General features: G+C 63.8%; 14 protein-coding genes and 4 tRNA genes. 12 read left to right on the forward strand and 6 right to left on the reverse strand.

Annotated elements, in window-relative coordinates:
* The first annotated feature begins 30 nt into the window (after positions 1-30).
* From ASF61_RS08180 to ASF61_RS08205, 6 genes are all read left to right on the forward strand, one after another.
* The gene (locus tag ASF61_RS08180; RefSeq protein WP_056153787.1) at positions 31-1,824 is read left to right on the forward strand and encodes a methyl-accepting chemotaxis protein; all 1,794 of its coding nucleotides are present in this window, start codon (positions 31-33) and stop codon (positions 1,822-1,824) included.
* A gap of 66 nt (positions 1,825-1,890) precedes the next feature.
* Positions 1,891-2,757: a CheR family methyltransferase gene (locus ASF61_RS08185; protein WP_056153790.1), complete on the forward strand. Its 867-nt coding sequence runs from the start codon at positions 1,891-1,893 to the stop codon at positions 2,755-2,757.
* Positions 2,758-2,766: 9 nt separating this feature from the next.
* Positions 2,767-3,363 (forward strand): chemoreceptor glutamine deamidase CheD, encoded by a 597-nt coding sequence (gene cheD / locus ASF61_RS08190; protein WP_056153793.1) that lies wholly within the window; start codon positions 2,767-2,769, stop codon positions 3,361-3,363.
* 18 nt (positions 3,364-3,381) lie between these two features.
* Complete coding sequence (locus ASF61_RS08195) at positions 3,382-4,458, forward strand: chemotaxis response regulator protein-glutamate methylesterase (RefSeq protein WP_056153795.1); 1,077 nt, start codon at positions 3,382-3,384, stop codon at positions 4,456-4,458.
* A 134-nt stretch (positions 4,459-4,592) separates the two neighbouring features.
* Positions 4,593-4,982, forward strand: a complete 390-nt coding sequence (cheY, locus tag ASF61_RS08200; protein WP_056153797.1) for a chemotaxis response regulator CheY — start codon at positions 4,593-4,595, stop codon at positions 4,980-4,982.
* Between the two features lie 147 nt (positions 4,983-5,129).
* Complete coding sequence (locus tag ASF61_RS08205; RefSeq protein ID WP_056153800.1) at positions 5,130-6,362, forward strand: EAL and HDOD domain-containing protein; 1,233 nt, start codon at positions 5,130-5,132, stop codon at positions 6,360-6,362.
* A 23-nt stretch (positions 6,363-6,385) separates the two neighbouring features.
* On the opposite strand, the gene panC is transcribed toward ASF61_RS08205, so the two are convergent.
* The 6 genes from panC to metG all read right to left on the reverse strand — a co-directional run bounded on the left by panC (position 6,386) and on the right by metG (position 13,542).
* A complete protein-coding gene (panC, locus tag ASF61_RS08210) occupies positions 6,386-7,225 on the reverse strand; it encodes a pantoate--beta-alanine ligase (RefSeq protein WP_056153801.1) in 840 nt (279 codons plus the stop codon).
* A 20-nt stretch (positions 7,226-7,245) separates the two neighbouring features.
* Complete coding sequence (locus tag ASF61_RS08215; protein WP_056153803.1) at positions 7,246-8,115, reverse strand: ScpA family protein; 870 nt, start codon at positions 8,113-8,115, stop codon at positions 7,246-7,248.
* An 18-nt stretch (positions 8,116-8,133) separates the two neighbouring features.
* Positions 8,134-8,343 carry a DUF3460 family protein gene (locus ASF61_RS08220; protein WP_056153804.1) on the reverse strand — a complete coding sequence of 70 codons (210 nt, stop codon included), beginning with the start codon at positions 8,341-8,343 and terminating at the stop codon, positions 8,134-8,136.
* A gap of 191 nt (positions 8,344-8,534) precedes the next feature.
* Positions 8,535-8,930: a hypothetical protein gene (locus tag ASF61_RS08225; protein ID WP_056153810.1), complete on the reverse strand. Its 396-nt coding sequence runs from the start codon at positions 8,928-8,930 to the stop codon at positions 8,535-8,537.
* 234 nt (positions 8,931-9,164) lie between these two features.
* Positions 9,165-10,901 (reverse strand): PHB depolymerase family esterase, encoded by a 1,737-nt coding sequence (locus ASF61_RS08230; protein ID WP_056153813.1) that lies wholly within the window; start codon positions 10,899-10,901, stop codon positions 9,165-9,167.
* Positions 10,902-11,343: 442 nt separating this feature from the next.
* Complete coding sequence (gene metG / locus ASF61_RS08235) at positions 11,344-13,542, reverse strand: methionine--tRNA ligase (RefSeq protein WP_056153815.1); 2,199 nt, start codon at positions 13,540-13,542, stop codon at positions 11,344-11,346.
* Between the two features lie 132 nt (positions 13,543-13,674).
* Between metG and apbC the strand changes: the two genes are divergently transcribed.
* The 6 genes from apbC to ASF61_RS08265 all read left to right on the forward strand — a co-directional run bounded on the left by apbC (position 13,675) and on the right by ASF61_RS08265 (position 16,806).
* On the forward strand, positions 13,675-14,763 hold the full coding sequence (gene apbC, locus ASF61_RS08240) for an iron-sulfur cluster carrier protein ApbC (protein WP_056153819.1): 1,089 nt from the start codon (positions 13,675-13,677) through the stop codon (positions 14,761-14,763).
* Positions 14,764-14,874: 111 nt separating this feature from the next.
* Entirely contained in the window at positions 14,875-16,284 is a 1,410-nt protein-coding gene (gene gltX, locus ASF61_RS08245; protein ID WP_056153823.1) for a glutamate--tRNA ligase, read from the forward strand.
* A gap of 85 nt (positions 16,285-16,369) precedes the next feature.
* A tRNA-Ala gene (locus ASF61_RS08250) sits at positions 16,370-16,445 on the forward strand.
* A gap of 33 nt (positions 16,446-16,478) precedes the next feature.
* Positions 16,479-16,554: transfer RNA gene (locus ASF61_RS08255), tRNA-Glu, on the forward strand.
* Between the two features lie 53 nt (positions 16,555-16,607).
* A tRNA-Ala gene (locus ASF61_RS08260) sits at positions 16,608-16,683 on the forward strand.
* A gap of 47 nt (positions 16,684-16,730) precedes the next feature.
* Positions 16,731-16,806, forward strand: a tRNA-Glu gene (locus ASF61_RS08265).
* Positions 16,807-16,836: the final 30 nt, after the last annotated feature.

Consider the following 16,836-nt stretch of genomic DNA (forward strand, 5'->3'; position numbering starts at 1 on the left):
GTATAACAATGGAGCAACGGGGTAACAGCGATGAATTTACGCGATGTAACGATTGGTACGCGTCTGCGTGCCGGCTTTGGCGCCATTCTGGCGATCCTGGTAGCGATGGTCCTGCTGACCAACTACCTGAACTACAACAACAGCAAGCGCCTGGAAGACGGCCTGACCGTGGCCAATGCCAAGAGTCTGCAGGCGAGCCTGATGAAAAGCGCGATGCTGGAAACCGGCATCGCCATGCGCAATATCGGCCTGCAATCGGATGTCAGCCTGATGCAGAAGGAAGAGCAAAAGGTCAAGGACCAGCGTGCGCTGTACGAAAAGGCCGTGAAAGACCTGCAGGCGCTGGGCTTGTCCGGCGAAGAGCAGGGTGTGCTGGCCGAAATCGGCAAGCTCGACGCCCAGACCGACAGCGCCTTCAAGGAAGCGCTGGCGCAGATCCTGGCGTTCAATTCGGAAGGCGCAGCCAAGATCCTGTCGGGCCGCATCGATCCGCTGAGCCAGCAAACCCTGAGCCAGATCAATAAGCTGGTCAACCTGCAGCTGGCCAGTTCCGACCAGGTGATCGGCAGCTCGGAGGGCGCCGTGCGCTCGCTGATGTACCTGCTGTTCGGCCTCGGCGCTGCAGCCGTGGCGCTGGGCGTGGTGTGCGCGGTGGCGATCACCCGCTCGATCACGGCACCGCTGGCCGGTGCCGTGGTGGTGGCGCAGCGCGTCGCTTCCGGCGAACTGAGCTCGGAAGTGGTGGTGGTGGGCCGCGACGAAACCAGCGAACTGCTGCAGGCGCTGCACGACATGAACGAGAGCCTGGCCAAGACGGTGGGCGAGGTGCGCGCCGGTTCCGAACTGATTACCACGGCCGCCCAGGAAATCGCGGCCGGCAATGCCGACCTGTCGGCACGCACCGAAACCCAGGCCAGCTCGCTGGAAGAGACGGCGTCCTCGATGGAAGAACTGACCAGCACCGTGCGCCAGAACGCCGACAATGCGCGCCAGGCCAACCAGCTGGCGGTCTCCGCCTCGTCGGTGGCGGAAAAGGGCGGCAACGTGGTGTCGCAGGTGGTCTCCACCATGGGCTCGATCAAGGAAAGCTCGAGCCGCATCGTGGACATCATCGGCGTGATCGACGGCATCGCGTTCCAGACCAATATCCTGGCCCTGAATGCGGCCGTGGAAGCGGCCCGCGCAGGCGAGCAGGGCCGTGGCTTTGCCGTGGTGGCGTCCGAGGTGCGCAACTTGGCGCAGCGCTCGGCCGGCGCCGCGCGCGAAATCAAGGAGCTGATCAACGACTCGGTGGAAAAGGTCGATACTGGCAGCCGCCTCGTCGATGAAGCGGGCCAGACCATGGAAGTGGTGGTGACCTCGATCCGCCAGGTGGCCGACATCATGGGCGAGATCACTGCCGCCACGCAGGAGCAGAGCAGCGGCATCGAGGAAGTCAACCAGGCCATCACCCAGATGGATGAGATGACCCAGCAGAACGCCGCACTGGTTGAAGAAGCGGCCGCTGCCGCCGAAAGCATGAACGAGCAGGCCGAGATCCTGGCGCGCGCGGTCAGCATCTTCAAGCTCGCCAGCGACGGCGGATACCGCGCCGCGTCGGCCCCGGCACCGGCCGCGTCACGCCCGGCGGCAATGGTTGCCCGTCCGGCGGCGCGGCCTGCTGCCCGCCTGCCCGGCGCCGTCAAGCCGGCTGCGCCGGCCGCAGCCGCGCCGGCGCCCAAGGCCGCACCGAATGCTGCACCGAATGCTGCACCTAAGCCGCCCGCAAAGCCTGTCGCCAAGCCTGTCGCCAAGCCGCTGGCCGACGAATGGGAAGAATTTTGAACGCCGTGATGGACGCGCCCGGCGCAACGCGCAGCGCAACAAGCCATGCTGGATCGAGGACACACCATGCCGCACACTAAGGATACCGTTAAAGAATTCGATTTCAATGCCCGGGACTTCGAGCGCGTGCGCGGACTCATCTACAAGCGGGCCGGCATCTCGCTGGCCGACAGCAAGCAGGAGATGGTGTACAGCCGCCTGGCGCGGCGCCTGCGCGCCACCGGCATCGGCTCGTTCGCCAGGTACCTGGACGACCTGGAAGCGGGCCGCCTCGGCGACGAGTGGGAAGCGTTTACCAATGCGCTGACCACCAACCTGACGTCGTTCTTCCGCGAGGCGCACCACTTCCCGCTGCTGGCCGACCACGTCAAGGGCAAGCGCGAGACGCTCAATATCTGGTGCTCGGCCTCGTCCACCGGCGAGGAGCCGTATTCGATCGCCATGACCGTCTGCGAAGCGTTCAACACGCTCACGCCGAACTGCCAGATCATCGCCACCGACATCGACACCAACGTGCTGGCCCACGCGGCCAACGGCGTGTACACGATGGACCGGCTCGACAAGATGACCCCGGAGCGCAGCCGCCGCTTTTTCCTGAAAGGCAAGGGTGAGCGCGAGGGCCAGGCGCGCGTGCGCCAGGAGCTGCGCAATATGATCACCTTCAAGCCGCTCAATCTGCTGGCCGACAGCTGGCCCGTGAGCGGCCAGTTCGACGTGATCTTTTGCCGCAACGTGATGATTTATTTTGACAAGGACACGCAGCGCAAGATCCTGTCGCGCTTCGTGCCGCTGATGAAGCCCGATGCGCTGCTGTTCGCCGGCCACTCCGAGAACTTCCTCTACGTGTCCGATGCGCTCAAGCTGCGCGGCAAGACCGTGTACGAGCTCGACGACAAACACCGGGCCGCTGCCAAGTCCCCGCACCGCGCCTAGGGAACAGTCATGGACCTCGAACAATTTGCCACGAACCTGTATTACGACCGCACCTTCGACTGCGAAGCGGCCAAGATCCTGCCTGGCGAATATTATTTCACCAACAAGGACATGCTGATCGTGACCGTGCTCGGGTCGTGCGTATCGGCCTGCATCCGCGACCGCACCACGGGCCTGGGCGGCATGAACCACTTCATGCTGCCCGATGGCGGCGGCGACGGCAGCCCGGTCTCGGCCTCGGCGCGCTACGGCACCTATGCAATGGAAGTGCTGATCAACGACCTGCTCAAGGCTGGCGCCAAGCGCGAGAACCTGGAAGCGAAGGTGTTCGGCGGCGGCGCCGTGCTCAAGGGTTTTACGGCGATCAACGTCGGCGAACGCAACGCGGCGTTCGTGCTCAATTTCCTGAAGACCGAGCGCATCCGCGTGGTGGCCGAAGACCTGAACGACATCCACCCGCGCAAGGTGTATTTCTTCCCCCGCACCGGCAAGGTGCTGGTGAAAAAGCTGATGCAGACCCATAACGATACGCTGGCCAAACGTGAAGTGGAATACGCGAGCCGCCTGAAGAAGGCGCCGGTGGGCGGCGAAATCGACTTGTTTTAATCCGTAGAAAGCACCCGTATGAAGATCAAGGTTCTCATCGTCGACGACTCTGCGCTGATCCGCAGCGTCATGAGCGAGATCATCAACAGTCAACCCGACATGGAAGTGGTGGCGACCGCCCCCGATCCGCTGGTGGCGCGCGAGCTGATCAAGCAGCATAACCCGGACGTGCTGACGCTCGACGTCGAGATGCCGAAGATGGACGGTCTCGATTTCCTGGAAAAGCTGATGCGCCTGCGCCCGATGCCGGTGGTGATGGTCTCGTCGCTGACCGAGCGCGGTTCCGAGATCACCATGCGCGCGCTGGAACTGGGGGCAGTCGATTTCGTCACCAAGCCGAAGATTTCGATCCAGGCCGGGATGCGCGAATATACCGAGCTCATCTCCGACAAGATCCGCGCGGCTGCCAAGGCCCGCGTGCGCGCCCGCACGCTGCCGCCGGCCGGCGCTGCTGCGCCGGGCAGCGCGCCGCTGTCGGCGCTGCGCAACCCGCTGCTGTCGTCGGAAAAGCTGATCATCGTCGGTGCGTCGACCGGCGGCACCGAGGCGATCCGCGAATTTCTGATGCAGATGCCGTCGGACTGCCCCGGCATCCTGATCGCCCAGCACATGCCCGAAGGCTTTACGCGCTCGTTTGCCAAGCGGCTCGACTCGCTGTGCAAGATCTCGGTGCAGGAAGCGCAGGGCAACGAGCGGGTGCTGCCCGGCCACGCCTACATCGCGCCCGGCCACTCGCACCTGTACCTGACCCGCAGCGGCGCCAACTACATGACCCGCATCGACCAGGCCGATCCGGTCAACCGTCACCGGCCGTCGGTGGACGTGCTGTTCCGCTCGGCAGCGCAGGCGGCCGGCAAGAACGCGGTCGGCGTGATCCTGACCGGCATGGGCAAGGATGGCGCTGCAGGCATGCTGGAAATGAAGACCGCAGGCGCCCATAATTTTGCCCAGGACGAGGCCAGCTGCGTGGTGTTCGGCATGCCGCGCGAGGCGATCGCCGTGGGCGCCACGCACGAGGTTGGTGCACTGACCGCACTGCCTGGCATGGTACTAGGGTACCTGGCGCAACACGGCATGCGTGCCTTGAGGGTCTAAAGGCGCTAATTGTGGTTGCAGTGACGTTTTACTGCGACTTTGTTCGCCTTGGAGCAACGAAAATGCTATCCTACAACTTGCTTGGAGTTTGTAGGCAATATTAACAACCGCGTAAAGAAACAACGGAGTAATTCATGGCTGATCCGAAGATGAAATTTTTAGTTGTTGACGATTTTTCGACGATGCGTCGCATCGTCCGAAATCTGTTGAAAGAACTGGGTTATGCCAATGTCGATGAGGCGGAAGACGGCGTCATGGCGCTGGCCAAGCTGCGCGCCGAGTCGTTCGACTTCGTCGTCTCGGACTGGAACATGCCCAATATGGACGGCCTGACGATGTTGCAGAACATTCGTGCCGATCCCGCCCTGGCCAAGCTGCCGGTGCTGATGGTGACCGCCGAGGCGAAGAAGGAAAACATCATTGCCGCCGCCCAGGCCGGCGCCAACGGTTACGTGGTCAAGCCGTTCACGGCCGCCACCCTGGACGAAAAGCTGAACAAGATTTTCGAAAAGCTCAACGCTTAATTTGCTGTAGCACTATCGTCACGAACGGAACCCTCACGCCAGCGTGGCGGTTCCGGTGTTTGTTGCCTATCGGTTGCAACAGCCGGGCATGGAGAGCTTTACGCGGTCTCGGCCCGGCCACCAGCCACTGCCTGCCCACGGACGGCCATGCACCATACCCATTTCCTGGTTCGCGAGCCGTTGCTCGATCCGCAGCAGCGGGTGGTCGGCTACGAACTGTCCTGGCAGCAGCCTGCGCCACACGCAGCAGCGCCCACGTCCCCCGCGCCGGTGATCGCACTCGAATCGCTGCTGACCTTTGTGGCCAGCCACGTGATCGGCGGCGAGGACGGCGACACCTGGCTGCTGCGCGACAAAACCCTGTTTCTCGAAGCCGTGCCCGAGATGCTGTCGGCCGACGCGCTGCACCGCATGCCACCCGCGCGCACGGTGCTGTCGCTGCCCGCCGCCGTGCTGGCCGATCCCGATACCCTGCAAGCGGTCCACGCGCTGCGCGCCGGCGGCGTGGGCATCCTGCTGCGGCATGTGTCCCGCGCGCCGGCCGGCCTGCGCCTGTCGTCGCTGGCCTCCTACGTGGAAGTGCGGTTCAGCGGCGCCGACGTCGCCACCCAGGCGCGCGCCTACGCTGCGCTCAAGCAGTCGGGCCTGACCATGGTGGCGCGCCCGGTCAGCAACTGGACCGACTTCGACGCCTGCGCCGCGCTGGGTCTGAACGCCTTTGTCGGCAAGCTGCACCTGACACCGCGCCCGGGCAGCAGCGCGCGCGGCCTCAACCCGGCCCAGACCTTCATCGTCCAGCTGATGCAGATGGTGCGCGAGAATGCCGACCTGGCGCAGATCGAGGCCGTGCTGCGGCGCGACCCGACGCTGTCGTACAAGCTGCTGCGCTTCATTAACTCGGCCGGATTCGGCGCCGGGCGCGAGGTGCAGTCGCTGCGCCAGGCGCTGACCCTGCTCGGCTACGCGCCGCTGCAGCGCTGGCTGACCTTGCTGTTGGCGACTGCCAGCAGCAATGGCTATTCGCCGGTGCTGCTGGAAACAGCCGTGGTGCGCGGCCGCCTGGCCGAGCTGCTGGCGCGCGACACGCTCGGCAAGAGCGAAGCCGAACAGGTCTTCGTGGCCGGCATGTTCTCGCTGCTGGACCGCCTGCTGGGCATGACGATGGAAGAGGTGCTGGGCGCCGTCCAGCTGCCGGACGGCGTGATCGAAGCCTTGCTGACCCGCAGCGGACGCTACGGCCCTTACCTGGCCCTGGCCGAAGCGTGCGAACTCAATTCCGACCTGGTGGCGGCGCTGGCCATTGCCCTCAAGCTGCGCCCGGAGGACATCAACCGGGCGCATCTGCAAGCGCTGGCCTGGGCCCAGCAGATGGCCGGGTAGGCGCCTGCGCCGGCCTGAGCCCCTTAAATCTCGAGGTTGTCGATCAGGCGCGTGGTGCCGAGTTTGGCGGCTGCCAGCACCACCAGCGGCGCACCCTGCGCCAGGTCGCCGGCCGACGGCGGCTGCAGATCGCTGCGCTTGCGGATCGAGACGTAGTCGGGCTGCCAGCCGCGCTGGGCCAGGCTGTCCATCGCCTTGTGCTCGACCTGGAACACGTCGAGATGGCCGGCGCGGATTTCTTCGGCCACGAAATTGAGGGTCTGGAACAGCACCGGCGCCTCGGCCCGCTCGCTGGCCGACAAGTACATATTGCGTGACGACAGGGCCAGGCCGTCGTCGGCGCGGTAGGTCTCGGCGCCGATGATCTCGGTGGGCAGGGCGAACTGGCGGCTCATATTGCGCACCATCATCAGCTGCTGGTAATCCTTTTTGCCGAACACGGCCACCTTGGGCTGTACGCACGAGAACAGCTTGAGCACGATGGTGGTCACGCCGGTGAAGAAGCCGGGACGGAACTCGCCCTCGAGCGTGTTGCCGAGGTCGGCCGGCGGGCTGACGCGGAACTCCTGCGGCTCCGGGTACAAATCCTTTTCGGTCGGCGCGAACAGCACGTACACACCTTCCTTTTCCAGTTTTTCCACGTCGGCCTGGAAGGTGCGCGGGTACTTGTCGAAGTCTTCGTTGGGGCCGAACTGCAGGCGGTTGACGAAGATCGACGCGACCACCGGGTCGCCATGCTTGCGGGCGATGCGCATCAGCGACAGATGGCCCTCGTGCAGATTGCCCATGGTGGGCACAAAGGCGGTGCGCAGCTGGCCGCTGAGCTGGTCGCGCAATTCTTCAATGGTGGTGATGATTTTCATGGATGATTTCGGTAAACAATTCAGACCGGCGCATACGCCAGCCGGACATAGATCGGTGCGAACGGTTCGGCCTGGGTGATCTCGACCAACGTTTCCTTCGCCAGTTCGAGCAGGGCGACAAAATTGACCACGACCACCGGCACGCCGCCTGCCACGTCGAACAGGTCCGCGAACTCGACGAACCGCGTCGATTGCAGGCGCCGCAGGATGCCGGTCATGTGTTCGCGCACCGACAGCTCTTCGCGGCTGATCTGGTGATGCCGGGTGAGCCGCGCGCGTTTCATGACGTCGAGCCAGGCCTGCTGCAGGTCGATGGGGGAGACGTCGGGCAGCACGGTCACCAGGCTCTGCTCGATATGGATCTGCGGCCGCACGAAGTCGCGGTCGAGCTGCGGCAAGGCGTTGAGCTCGTATGCGGCCAGCTTGATCTGCTCGTATTCGAGCAGGCGCCGCACCAGTTCCGCGCGCGGATCGTCCACCTCGATGTCGAGCTCGGCCTGCCGCTGCGGCAGCAGCATGCGCGACTTGATCTCGATGAGCATGGCCGCCATCAGCAGGTATTCGGCCGCCAGTTCCAGGTTGGACTTGCGGATCTCGTCCACGTATTGCAGGTATTGCAGCGTCAGCTGCGCCATCGGAATATCGAGGATGTTGAAGTTCTGCTTGCGGATCAGGTACAGCAGCAGGTCCAGCGGCCCTTCGAAGGCGTCGAGAAAAATTTCCAGCGCATCGGGCGGAATGTACAGGTCGTTGGGCAGCTTGAGCAGCGGTTCGCCGTACAGCCGCGCGTAGCCGGCACCATCGGTGGCGGCGGCACTGTCTGCTTCGACGGACGCGGTGGCCTCAGCCGTGCCGGCCTGCGTCGTTTCCGCCGCTGGATCTGGCAACATGCGTGGCGTCCGCCGTGATCAGAGCTTGTTCTGGTACACGTAGGCTTGCTGCTTGACGGCAGACTTCAGCTGGCGTTCCTGCTCGTCGAGCGAGATCGGCGGACGATCCCACAGCAAGGCGCGGCCCTGTTGCTGACCTGCTTCGATACCCGGATTCTTCGCCTTGAGTTCCTTGATGAACAGGGTGTGGTCGGATTCGTACATCGAATGTTGTTTGGAGAGTTTCATAGCGTTGGTATGAGTGGATAGTCAACGTCTATTTTACCGCGTCAACGCCGCTCGGGGCGAATTTGATCGCTGCTGCGGCCAAGTCTTTTTGCGCTGGCGGTCCGTCGCGCCAGCGTAGTGCGGCCATGAACGGCAAAGGCCGCACCGGCATGCCGGGCGGCCTCGCGCGCTTGCTGCACGGTGACGGGCGATCAGCGCACCATCGGCTGCGCGTTCGGGCGCATGCAGTCGGCTTTCGCCAGGCGGTTGTCGTGCTTGCCTGCGTGGGCGGCGGTTTGCGCCGGTGGCGTGGCAACGCCGGCGTCGACGCAGCCCGCATCGGTCATGCGCTGGGCGCTGGCCATCTTGGCATCTTCACGGGTCTGGTAGCGTTGCTGCGGATCGGTCTGGGTGGCGGCGTGGCTAGGCAGGGTAGGGTGCAGTTCGCCGGTGGTCGATTTCGCCTGCAGCGATTCCGAGGTGACCGGCGCCGCTTCTTGCGGGCTCAGCTGGTTCGGGGTCAGGGCGGCGTTTTGCGCATACACGCTGGCGCTCAGGCACAGGGTAGCAAACAGGGCAGTCATCTTGGCGGTGGTCTTGGTGTTCATGTCAGCTCCTCGTATTGCGTTGAATGAGGCTTGATTATTCCATCGGGTACCGAATTCATCCGTAGGACACACTCTCATGGCAACGTCGGACTGTATGGTGTCGATTTGCCATCCTGCAGCCATCGAAAAGTGACATTCTGTTAACTGATGGGCGAAAAAAAGCCGCCATGGCGTCGGAAAGCGCCATGGCGGCCGGGAAATGCCACGCACATCATGCGTGGGCGCTGGCGGGATTTATGGGCAGTTACCGACCTTGTAGAAGTCCTGCGCAGTCTGCGCCAGCGTGGTGCGGAAGAACACCGTTGACAGGCCCATCAGGTCGTTCGAACCGTTGGCGTACGCCAGGCCGAACTTGACCGTGGCGCGGCCCGCCTGGACATGGGCATAGTTTGTGGCGGTGACCGTGGTGCAGGTCCAGCCGCCGTTGCCGGCGCTGGTGGTGACCGACAGCGGCGACGACTGCGCGCTCTCGCCGCCATTGCCCACCGAAGACACGGTGATGGTGTAAGCGGTGTTGGCAGTCAGGCCGGTGACCGTGTAGCTGGTGGCGGTCACCGGCGTGCTGGTGACGCGGGCGCCGTTCACGTATACGTTGTAGCCGGTGGCGGCACCGGCAGCATTCCAGGTCAGCGGCACCGAGCTGTCCGTGACGGCGCCGGCCGCGACGTTGGTCGGCGGCGTCAGGGCAGGCGCCGTACCGACCGAGAACGGCGCGATGCTGCAGGCAGCCGAGTTGCGGTTGGCGCTGTCGGTGGCGGTCACCGTGCCGCTGTAGTTGCCGGCGGCCAGGTTGTAGGTGCGGCTGAAATTGCTGCCGCTGCCGGCTGCGCTGTCGTTGACGGCGGTGGGGCCGTTCAGCACCACCGTGTAGTTCTTGACCTCGCCGGTGGCGGCGCCGCTGACCGTGGCGCTGGTGGTGCTGATGCCGGCTGCCGAGCACGACGTCATTTCCGGACCGGTGCTGGTGCCGATGCGCAGGTTGTTCTTGTACCAGAAATCCATCACGAAGGCAGGGTAATTGATCTTGGTGTTGTCCACGAAATTGGTGTTCTGGCCGCCGGGGCCGGCAGGCCAGGCGTGACCCAGGCCGGTCACCGTGATTTCGTGGGTGCGCACCTTGCGGTTGCTGTCGAGGTAAGGGATGTTGACGCCGCCGCCGGGGATGTTTTCAGCGGCGCCACGGGTAAACGTGCCGCCGTAGATGATGCGCATCGCCTCCGTGGCCAGCGGACCGTACTTCTGGTCGACCGTGTAGTCGAACGTACCCCACACCGCGCCGGCGATCTGCGTGCTGAACTTGTCCGCCGCGCTGCCGGCCATGGCCTTGCAGCGCGATGCTGCCGTGGCCGCCGTATAGCCGGTGGGGACGCCGCCGATCTGGATCGTGGTGGTGCCCGGGGTGGGGCCGGCGTTGATGCCGACACCGGCAAACACGTCCGGCGCCAGGCAGCCCATCACCATCGTTTCGCCGCCACCCGACGACAGGCCGGTCACGTACACCTGGTTGGGATCGATCTGGTACTGCGGATTCTTGACGAAGCGATCCACCAGGTCGAGCAGCACCTTGTCGTGGCCGCCGCCGCTGCGGGTGTGGCTGGTGTTGGCATAGTCCCAGCAGTGGTTGTAATAGACATTGCCGGGCGCGTTCGGCGCCAGGATGACGGCGCCGTACTTGTCGCCCATGGCCGCCCAGTTGTAGCCGCCGTCGTTGGCGTCGATGACGTCGCTGGCGGCGGTCTGTTTGCAGCCGTGCAGGACCAGCACCAGCGCGCGTTTGCCACCGATGGTCGGTTCGCTGGCGGGCCAGTAAAAGAAGCCGGTGAGGTTGCCGCCGTTGACGCTGTCGGCTGCCCAGGATTGTTGCGCGCTCCACTTGCCGGGACCGGGCGTGGCGCTCCATGCGGGCCAGGCCCAGCAGAGAAGAATACAGACGAGCGCGTGCCACAGCGTGCGCTGGAGGTGGTGAGTCATGATGGTCTCCGTTATAGAAAAAATGATGTGCTAAGCCAGCCCAAAACATGAGTGGCTGGGGAAATATTAGTCCACGAAAATTTTCATACAAGCACCCCCGTAGTTCTACTGTTGCGTGCGCGCTTGGCGCAACTCAACGAAATGCTGTAAAGGAGAAATTGAAAGCGCGCCTTGTGGCATAAGGCGGTCTGAGCAGTTGGCGCATTCGTGGGACAGCATGCGGCGCCGTGTAAGCCTGGTGGGAACAGGTCTCGTGCTTTTTACTGCAGAGTGCGCTTGGGTCGCAAGCCGGCATCTCAATTTCGGGCTCGGCCCCACCTTTTGGATGGAGCCACCGCGCAGTATTTCACGAGCCTCGAGGGGAATCAGTAGGAGGGTGGCTCGTGCGCGAGTGGGAACGCTGCCAACCGCCGCCAGGGCGGTTGGCAAGAGGGGGGGGTGATCAGCGGATGCGCATGCCGGGCGCAGCGCCCGGCCACGGGTTGAGGATGTAGATGCCGGGGTTGGCCTTTTCATCCTTGGCCGAACCAGCCAATACCATGCCTTCGGACACGCCGAACTTCATCTTGCGCGGCGCCAGGTTGGCCACCATGACGGTCAGCTTGCCTACCAGCTCTTCCGGCTGGTACATCGACTTGATGCCCGAGAAGACATTGCGCAGGCGGCCTTCGCCGACGTCGAGTGTCAGGCGCAGCAGCTTGTCCGAGCCGTCCACGTGCTCGCAGTTGACGATCTGCGCCACGCGCAGGTCGATCTTGACGAAGTCGTCGATCGAAATCTGCGGCGCCAGTTCTTCCACGCCTTCGGGCATCGGCACCGCAGGCGCTGCAGCAACGGCAGCGGGCGCGGCCTGCCTGGCAGCCTTGGCCGGCTTTTCGGCCGGCGCAGGCTGGGCGGCCGCAGCGGCCTGCTGGCCCGGTGCGTCGAACAGTTCTTCGATCATCTTGGCGTCCACGCGCGTCATCAGGTGCGTGTAGGCGCCGATGGTGCGGCCGAGCATGGCCTGCGACACGACGCCGCTGGCGACATCGGTGTCGGCCCAGACCAGCTGGCTGTCACCGAGGAACTTGGTGACGTTGGCAGCCACGCCCGGCAGCACCGGCGAGAGCAGGATGGTGAGCTGGCGGAACAGGATCAGGGCGGCCGTGCACACGTCGTGCAGCTCGGCGGTTTTCGCCTCGTCCTTGGCCAGGATCCACGGCTTGTTCTCGTCGACGTACTGGTTGGTGATGTCGGCGATCTCCATGATCTCGCGCAGCGCCTTGCCGTACTCGCGGGCCTCGAAGTTGGCGGCGATATTGGCCTGGCGCTCCACGCCTTCGGACGTGACCAGTGCGCGCTGTATCCATTGCTGCGCGCCGGGCGACAGCGTGTCGGCCAGCTTGCCGTCGAATTTCTTGGCGATGAAACCGGCGCAGCGGCTGGCGATGTTGACGAATTTGCCGATCAGGTCGCTATTCACGCGCGCCACGAAATCGTCGCCGGTGAAGTCCAGGTCCTCGACCTTGGAGTTCAGCTTGAAGGCGATGTAGTAGCGCAGCCATTCCGGGTTCATGCCCAGGTTCAGGTAGCGCAGCGGCGAGATGCCGGTGCCGCGCGACTTCGACATTTTTTCGTTGTTGACGGTCAGGTGGCCATGCACGTTGACTTTCAGCTTGTCGATCACCGGGTGGCCGGCAAACTTCAGCATGGCCGGCCAGAACAGCAGGTGGAACGAGACGATGTCCTTGCCGATGAAGTGGATCTGCTCGGTGGCAGGATCGTTCAGCAGGGCGTCGAAGTCGATGCCCTGCTTGGCGCAGTAGTTTTTCAGGCTGGCCAGGTAGCCGACCGGCGCGTCGAGCCAGACATAGAAGAACTTGCCCGGTGCATCGGGAATCGGGATGCCGAAGTATGGCGCGTCGCGCGAGATATCCCAGTCGGCCAGCTTTTCGCCGGACTCGCCCAGCCATTCGCTGACCTTGTTGACCATCTCCGGCTGCAGGCGGCCCGGCGTATTGAGCCAGTCCTTGAGGAACTGGTAGCAGCGCGGGTCGGACAGCTTGAAGAAATACTGTTCCGAATCCTTGAGCACCGGCGTGGCGTTGGTAAACACCGAGAACGGGTTGATCAGTTCGGTGGGCTGGTAGGCCGCGCCGCATACTTCGCAGTTGTCGCCGTACTGGTCCTTTGCGTGGCACACCGGGCATTCGCCCTTGATGTTGCGGTCGGCCAGGAACATGCCCTTCACCGGGTCGTAGAAGCGCGGCACGATCTTGGTCTGGATCAGGCCCGCATCGCGCAGCTTGCGGTAAATGCCCTGCGACAGCTCGACGTTTTCCGGCGAGTCGGTCGAGTACCAGTTATCGAAGGCGATGTGGAAGCCGTCCAGGTACTGGGCGCGGCCGGCAGCGATCTTGGCGACGAATTCCTGCGGCGTGATGCCTTCCTTTTCAGCAGCGATCATGATCGGCGTGCCGTGGGTATCGTCCGCGCCCACGAAGTGCACCTCGCGGGGCCGACGCTGGTCGCCCTCACCGTCGCGCTGCATGCGCTGGAACCGGACCCAGATATCGGCCTGGATGTATTCCATCATGTGGCCTATATGGAAAGCGGCGTTGGCGTAGGGCAGGGCAGTGGTGACAAACAGCTTGCGGGTCATGGTTGATGCACTTTGTGGGTGGAAAAGAAGCATTTTAACAGCGGTTCGGCCGGGCAGTCATCCGGGCGGGCCGCCAGCCGGGGAATTTTGCCGCGATGCGCTAGAATGGGCGCATATTTCACGGAGAGCCTCATGAGCATCACAGCAGAAGCAGTCAAAGCCGCCCTGGCGCAGGTAATCGACCCCAATACCGGTAAGGATTTTGTCAGCGGCAAGGCCGTGAAGAACCTGAAGGTCGAAGATGGCGACATTTCGCTCGACATCGAACTCGGCTATCCAGCCAAAAGCCAGATCGACGGCATCCGCAAGACCGTCATCGCCGCCCTCAAGGCCCTGCCTGGCGCCGGCAATATCAGCGTGGGCGTGAGCGCGAAGATCATTGCCCATACCGTGCAGCGCGGCGTCAAGCTGATGCCGAACGTGAAGAACATCATTGCCGTCGCCTCGGGCAAGGGCGGCGTCGGCAAATCGACCACCGCCGTCAACCTGGCGCTGGCGCTGGCCGCCGAGGGCGCGGCAGTCGGCCTGCTCGACGCCGACATTTACGGCCCGTCGCAGCCGATGATGCTGGGCGTCTCCGGCCGTCCGCAGACGGTCGACGGCAAATCGATGGAACCGATGGAAAACCACGGCGTGCAGGTGTCGTCGATCGGCTTCCTGATCGACCCGGACGAACCGATGGTGTGGCGCGGTCCGATGGTCACGCAGGCGCTGCAGCAGCTGCTCGAGCAGACCAACTGGCGCGACCTCGACTACCTGATCGTCGACATGCCGCCCGGCACCGGCGACATCCAGCTGACGCTGTCGCAGAAAGTGCCGGTCACCGGCGCCGTGATCGTCACCACGCCGCAGGACATCGCGCTGCTCGACGCGCGCAAGGGCCTGAAAATGTTCGAAAAGGTCGGCATCCCGATCCTGGGCATCGTGGAAAACATGAGCACCCATATCTGCTCGAACTGCGGCCACGAAGAACACATCTTCGGCGCCGGCGGCGGCGAAAAGATGTGCAAGGACTTCCACGTCGACTTCCTCGGCGCGCTGCCGCTGACCATGGCGATCCGCGAACAGGCCGATGCCGGCAGGCCGACCGTGGTGGCCGACCCCGACGGCCCGGTGGCAGCCATCTATAAAGACATCGCCCGCAAGATCGCGGTGCAGGTGGCGGAAAAGGCCAAGGACATGAGCAGCAAGTTCCCGAGCATTGTCATCAAGAACGACTGAACAAGAACGACTGGACGTCAGCGCGCCACCGGCGCGCCAGCTGGCGTCTGCTCACCTCTCGTGATCAAGGCTGTAAAATAGCGGTCTTTATAGCTCAGCTTTCCGATCACGATGACCAACGCACCAGCCAAACCCGTCCGCACCCGTTTCGCTCCCAGCCCGACCGGCTATCTCCATCTGGGCGGCGCCCGCACGGCGCTGTACTCGTGGGCCTTTGCGCGCCACTTCGGCGGCACCTTCGTGCTGCGGATCGAAGACACGGACCTGGAACGCTCCACGCCTGCCGCAGTGCAGGCCATCATCGACGGCATGCAGTGGCTGGGCCTGAGCCACGACGAAGGCCCGTTCTACCAGATGCAGCGCATGGACCGCTACCGCGAAGTGCTGGCGCAGATGCTGGCAGCGGGCACCGCCTACCAGTGCTACTCGTCGCCCGAAGAAGTGCAGGCCATGCGCGAGCGCGCCACCGCCGCCGGCGACAAGCCGCGCTACGACGGCACCTGGCGCCCGGAGCCGGGCAAGACCCTGCCGGCCATTCCCGAGGGCCGCAAGCCGGTGCTGCGTTTCAAGAATCCGCTCGACGGCGAAGTGACCTGGAACGATTTCGTCAAGGGCTCAATCACGATCGCCAATAAAGAGCTGGACGACCTGGTGATCGCGCGCCCGGATGGCACGCCGACCTACAACTTCTGCGTGGCCATCGACGACCTCGACATGGAAATCAGCCATGTGCTGCGCGGCGACGATCACGTCAACAACACGCCGCGCCAGATCAACATCCTGCGCGCCATCGGCGCACCGCTGCCCGAGTACGGCCACCTGCCGATGATCCTCGGCTCGGACGGCGCCAAGATGTCCAAGCGTAAGGACGCCGTCAACGTGATGGACTACCCGGCGCAGGGCTACCTGCCGGAAGCGATCCTCAATTACCTGGCGCGCCTGGGCTGGAGCCACGGCGACGAGGAAGTGTTCTCGATGGAACAGATGATCGCCTGGTTCGACGGCAGCCACCTGTCCAATTCGGCCGCGCAGTTCAATATCGAAAAACTGAACTGGCTCAACAACCACTATATCAAGCAGGCCGACAACGACCGCCTGGCCGAGCTGGCCCGCCCGCGCATGCTGGACAACGGCGCCGACTTCGACGGCGCGCCGGCGCTGCCGGTGGTGCTGGGCCTGATGAAGGAGCGCACCAACACCGTCAACGAGCTGGCCGATGCCGCCATGCTGTTCTTCCGCACGCCGCAGCCCGATCCCGCACTGCTGGCCCAGCACGTGACCGACGCGGTCAAGCCGGCGCTGGCGCAGTTTGCCGAGCGTTGCCGGACGGTGGAGTGGAACAAGGCGGCGCTGGCGGCGATGCTCAAGGAAGTGCTGGCTGCGCATGGCCTGAAGATGCCGCAGATCGCCATGCCGCTGCGCCTGTTCCTGACCGGCCAGCTGCAAACGCCGGCCATCGACGCGGTACTGGAAATCTTCGGGCGCGACACCGTTGTGGCGCGCGTGACGAAGTTTATTTAAGCAGCAGTCGATTGCAGGGGCAAAGTTGCAAAAAGGTATTTGCATAATGCGGCGCCTCTGCTATACTCTTGTCTCTCGCGCAAACGGGGGTATAGCTCAGCTGGGAGAGCGCTTGCATGGCATGCAAGAGGTCAGCGGTTCGATCCCGCTTACCTCCACCAGTTTGCAGGGTAGTGTAGTACCGTAGTGCCAAGGTCCCCATCGTCTAGAGGCCTAGGACATCACCCTTTCACGGTGAGTACGGGGGTTCGAATCCCCCTGGGGACGCCAGCTTCGCCAACGCTGGTAGCAGTAAAAGTAGTCGCAGTTTGTTTTTGCGCCCGGGGGGTATAGCTCAGCTGGGAGAGCGCTTGCATGGCATGCAAGAGGTCAGCGGTTCGATCCCGCTTACCTCCACCAACAGCGCAGGGACGAATTGATATAAATAGTTTTACCGTAGCGCCAAGGTCCCCATCGTCTAGAGGCCTAGGACATCACCCTTTCACGGTGAGTACGGGGGTTCGAATCCCCCTGGGGACGCCAGCCTTGCTGGCAGCAGTAAAAAAAGTAGTA

The organism is Duganella sp. Leaf126, from assembly GCF_001423125.1.
In the GTDB taxonomy this organism is placed as follows: Bacteria; Pseudomonadota; Gammaproteobacteria; order Burkholderiales; family Burkholderiaceae_D; genus Rugamonas.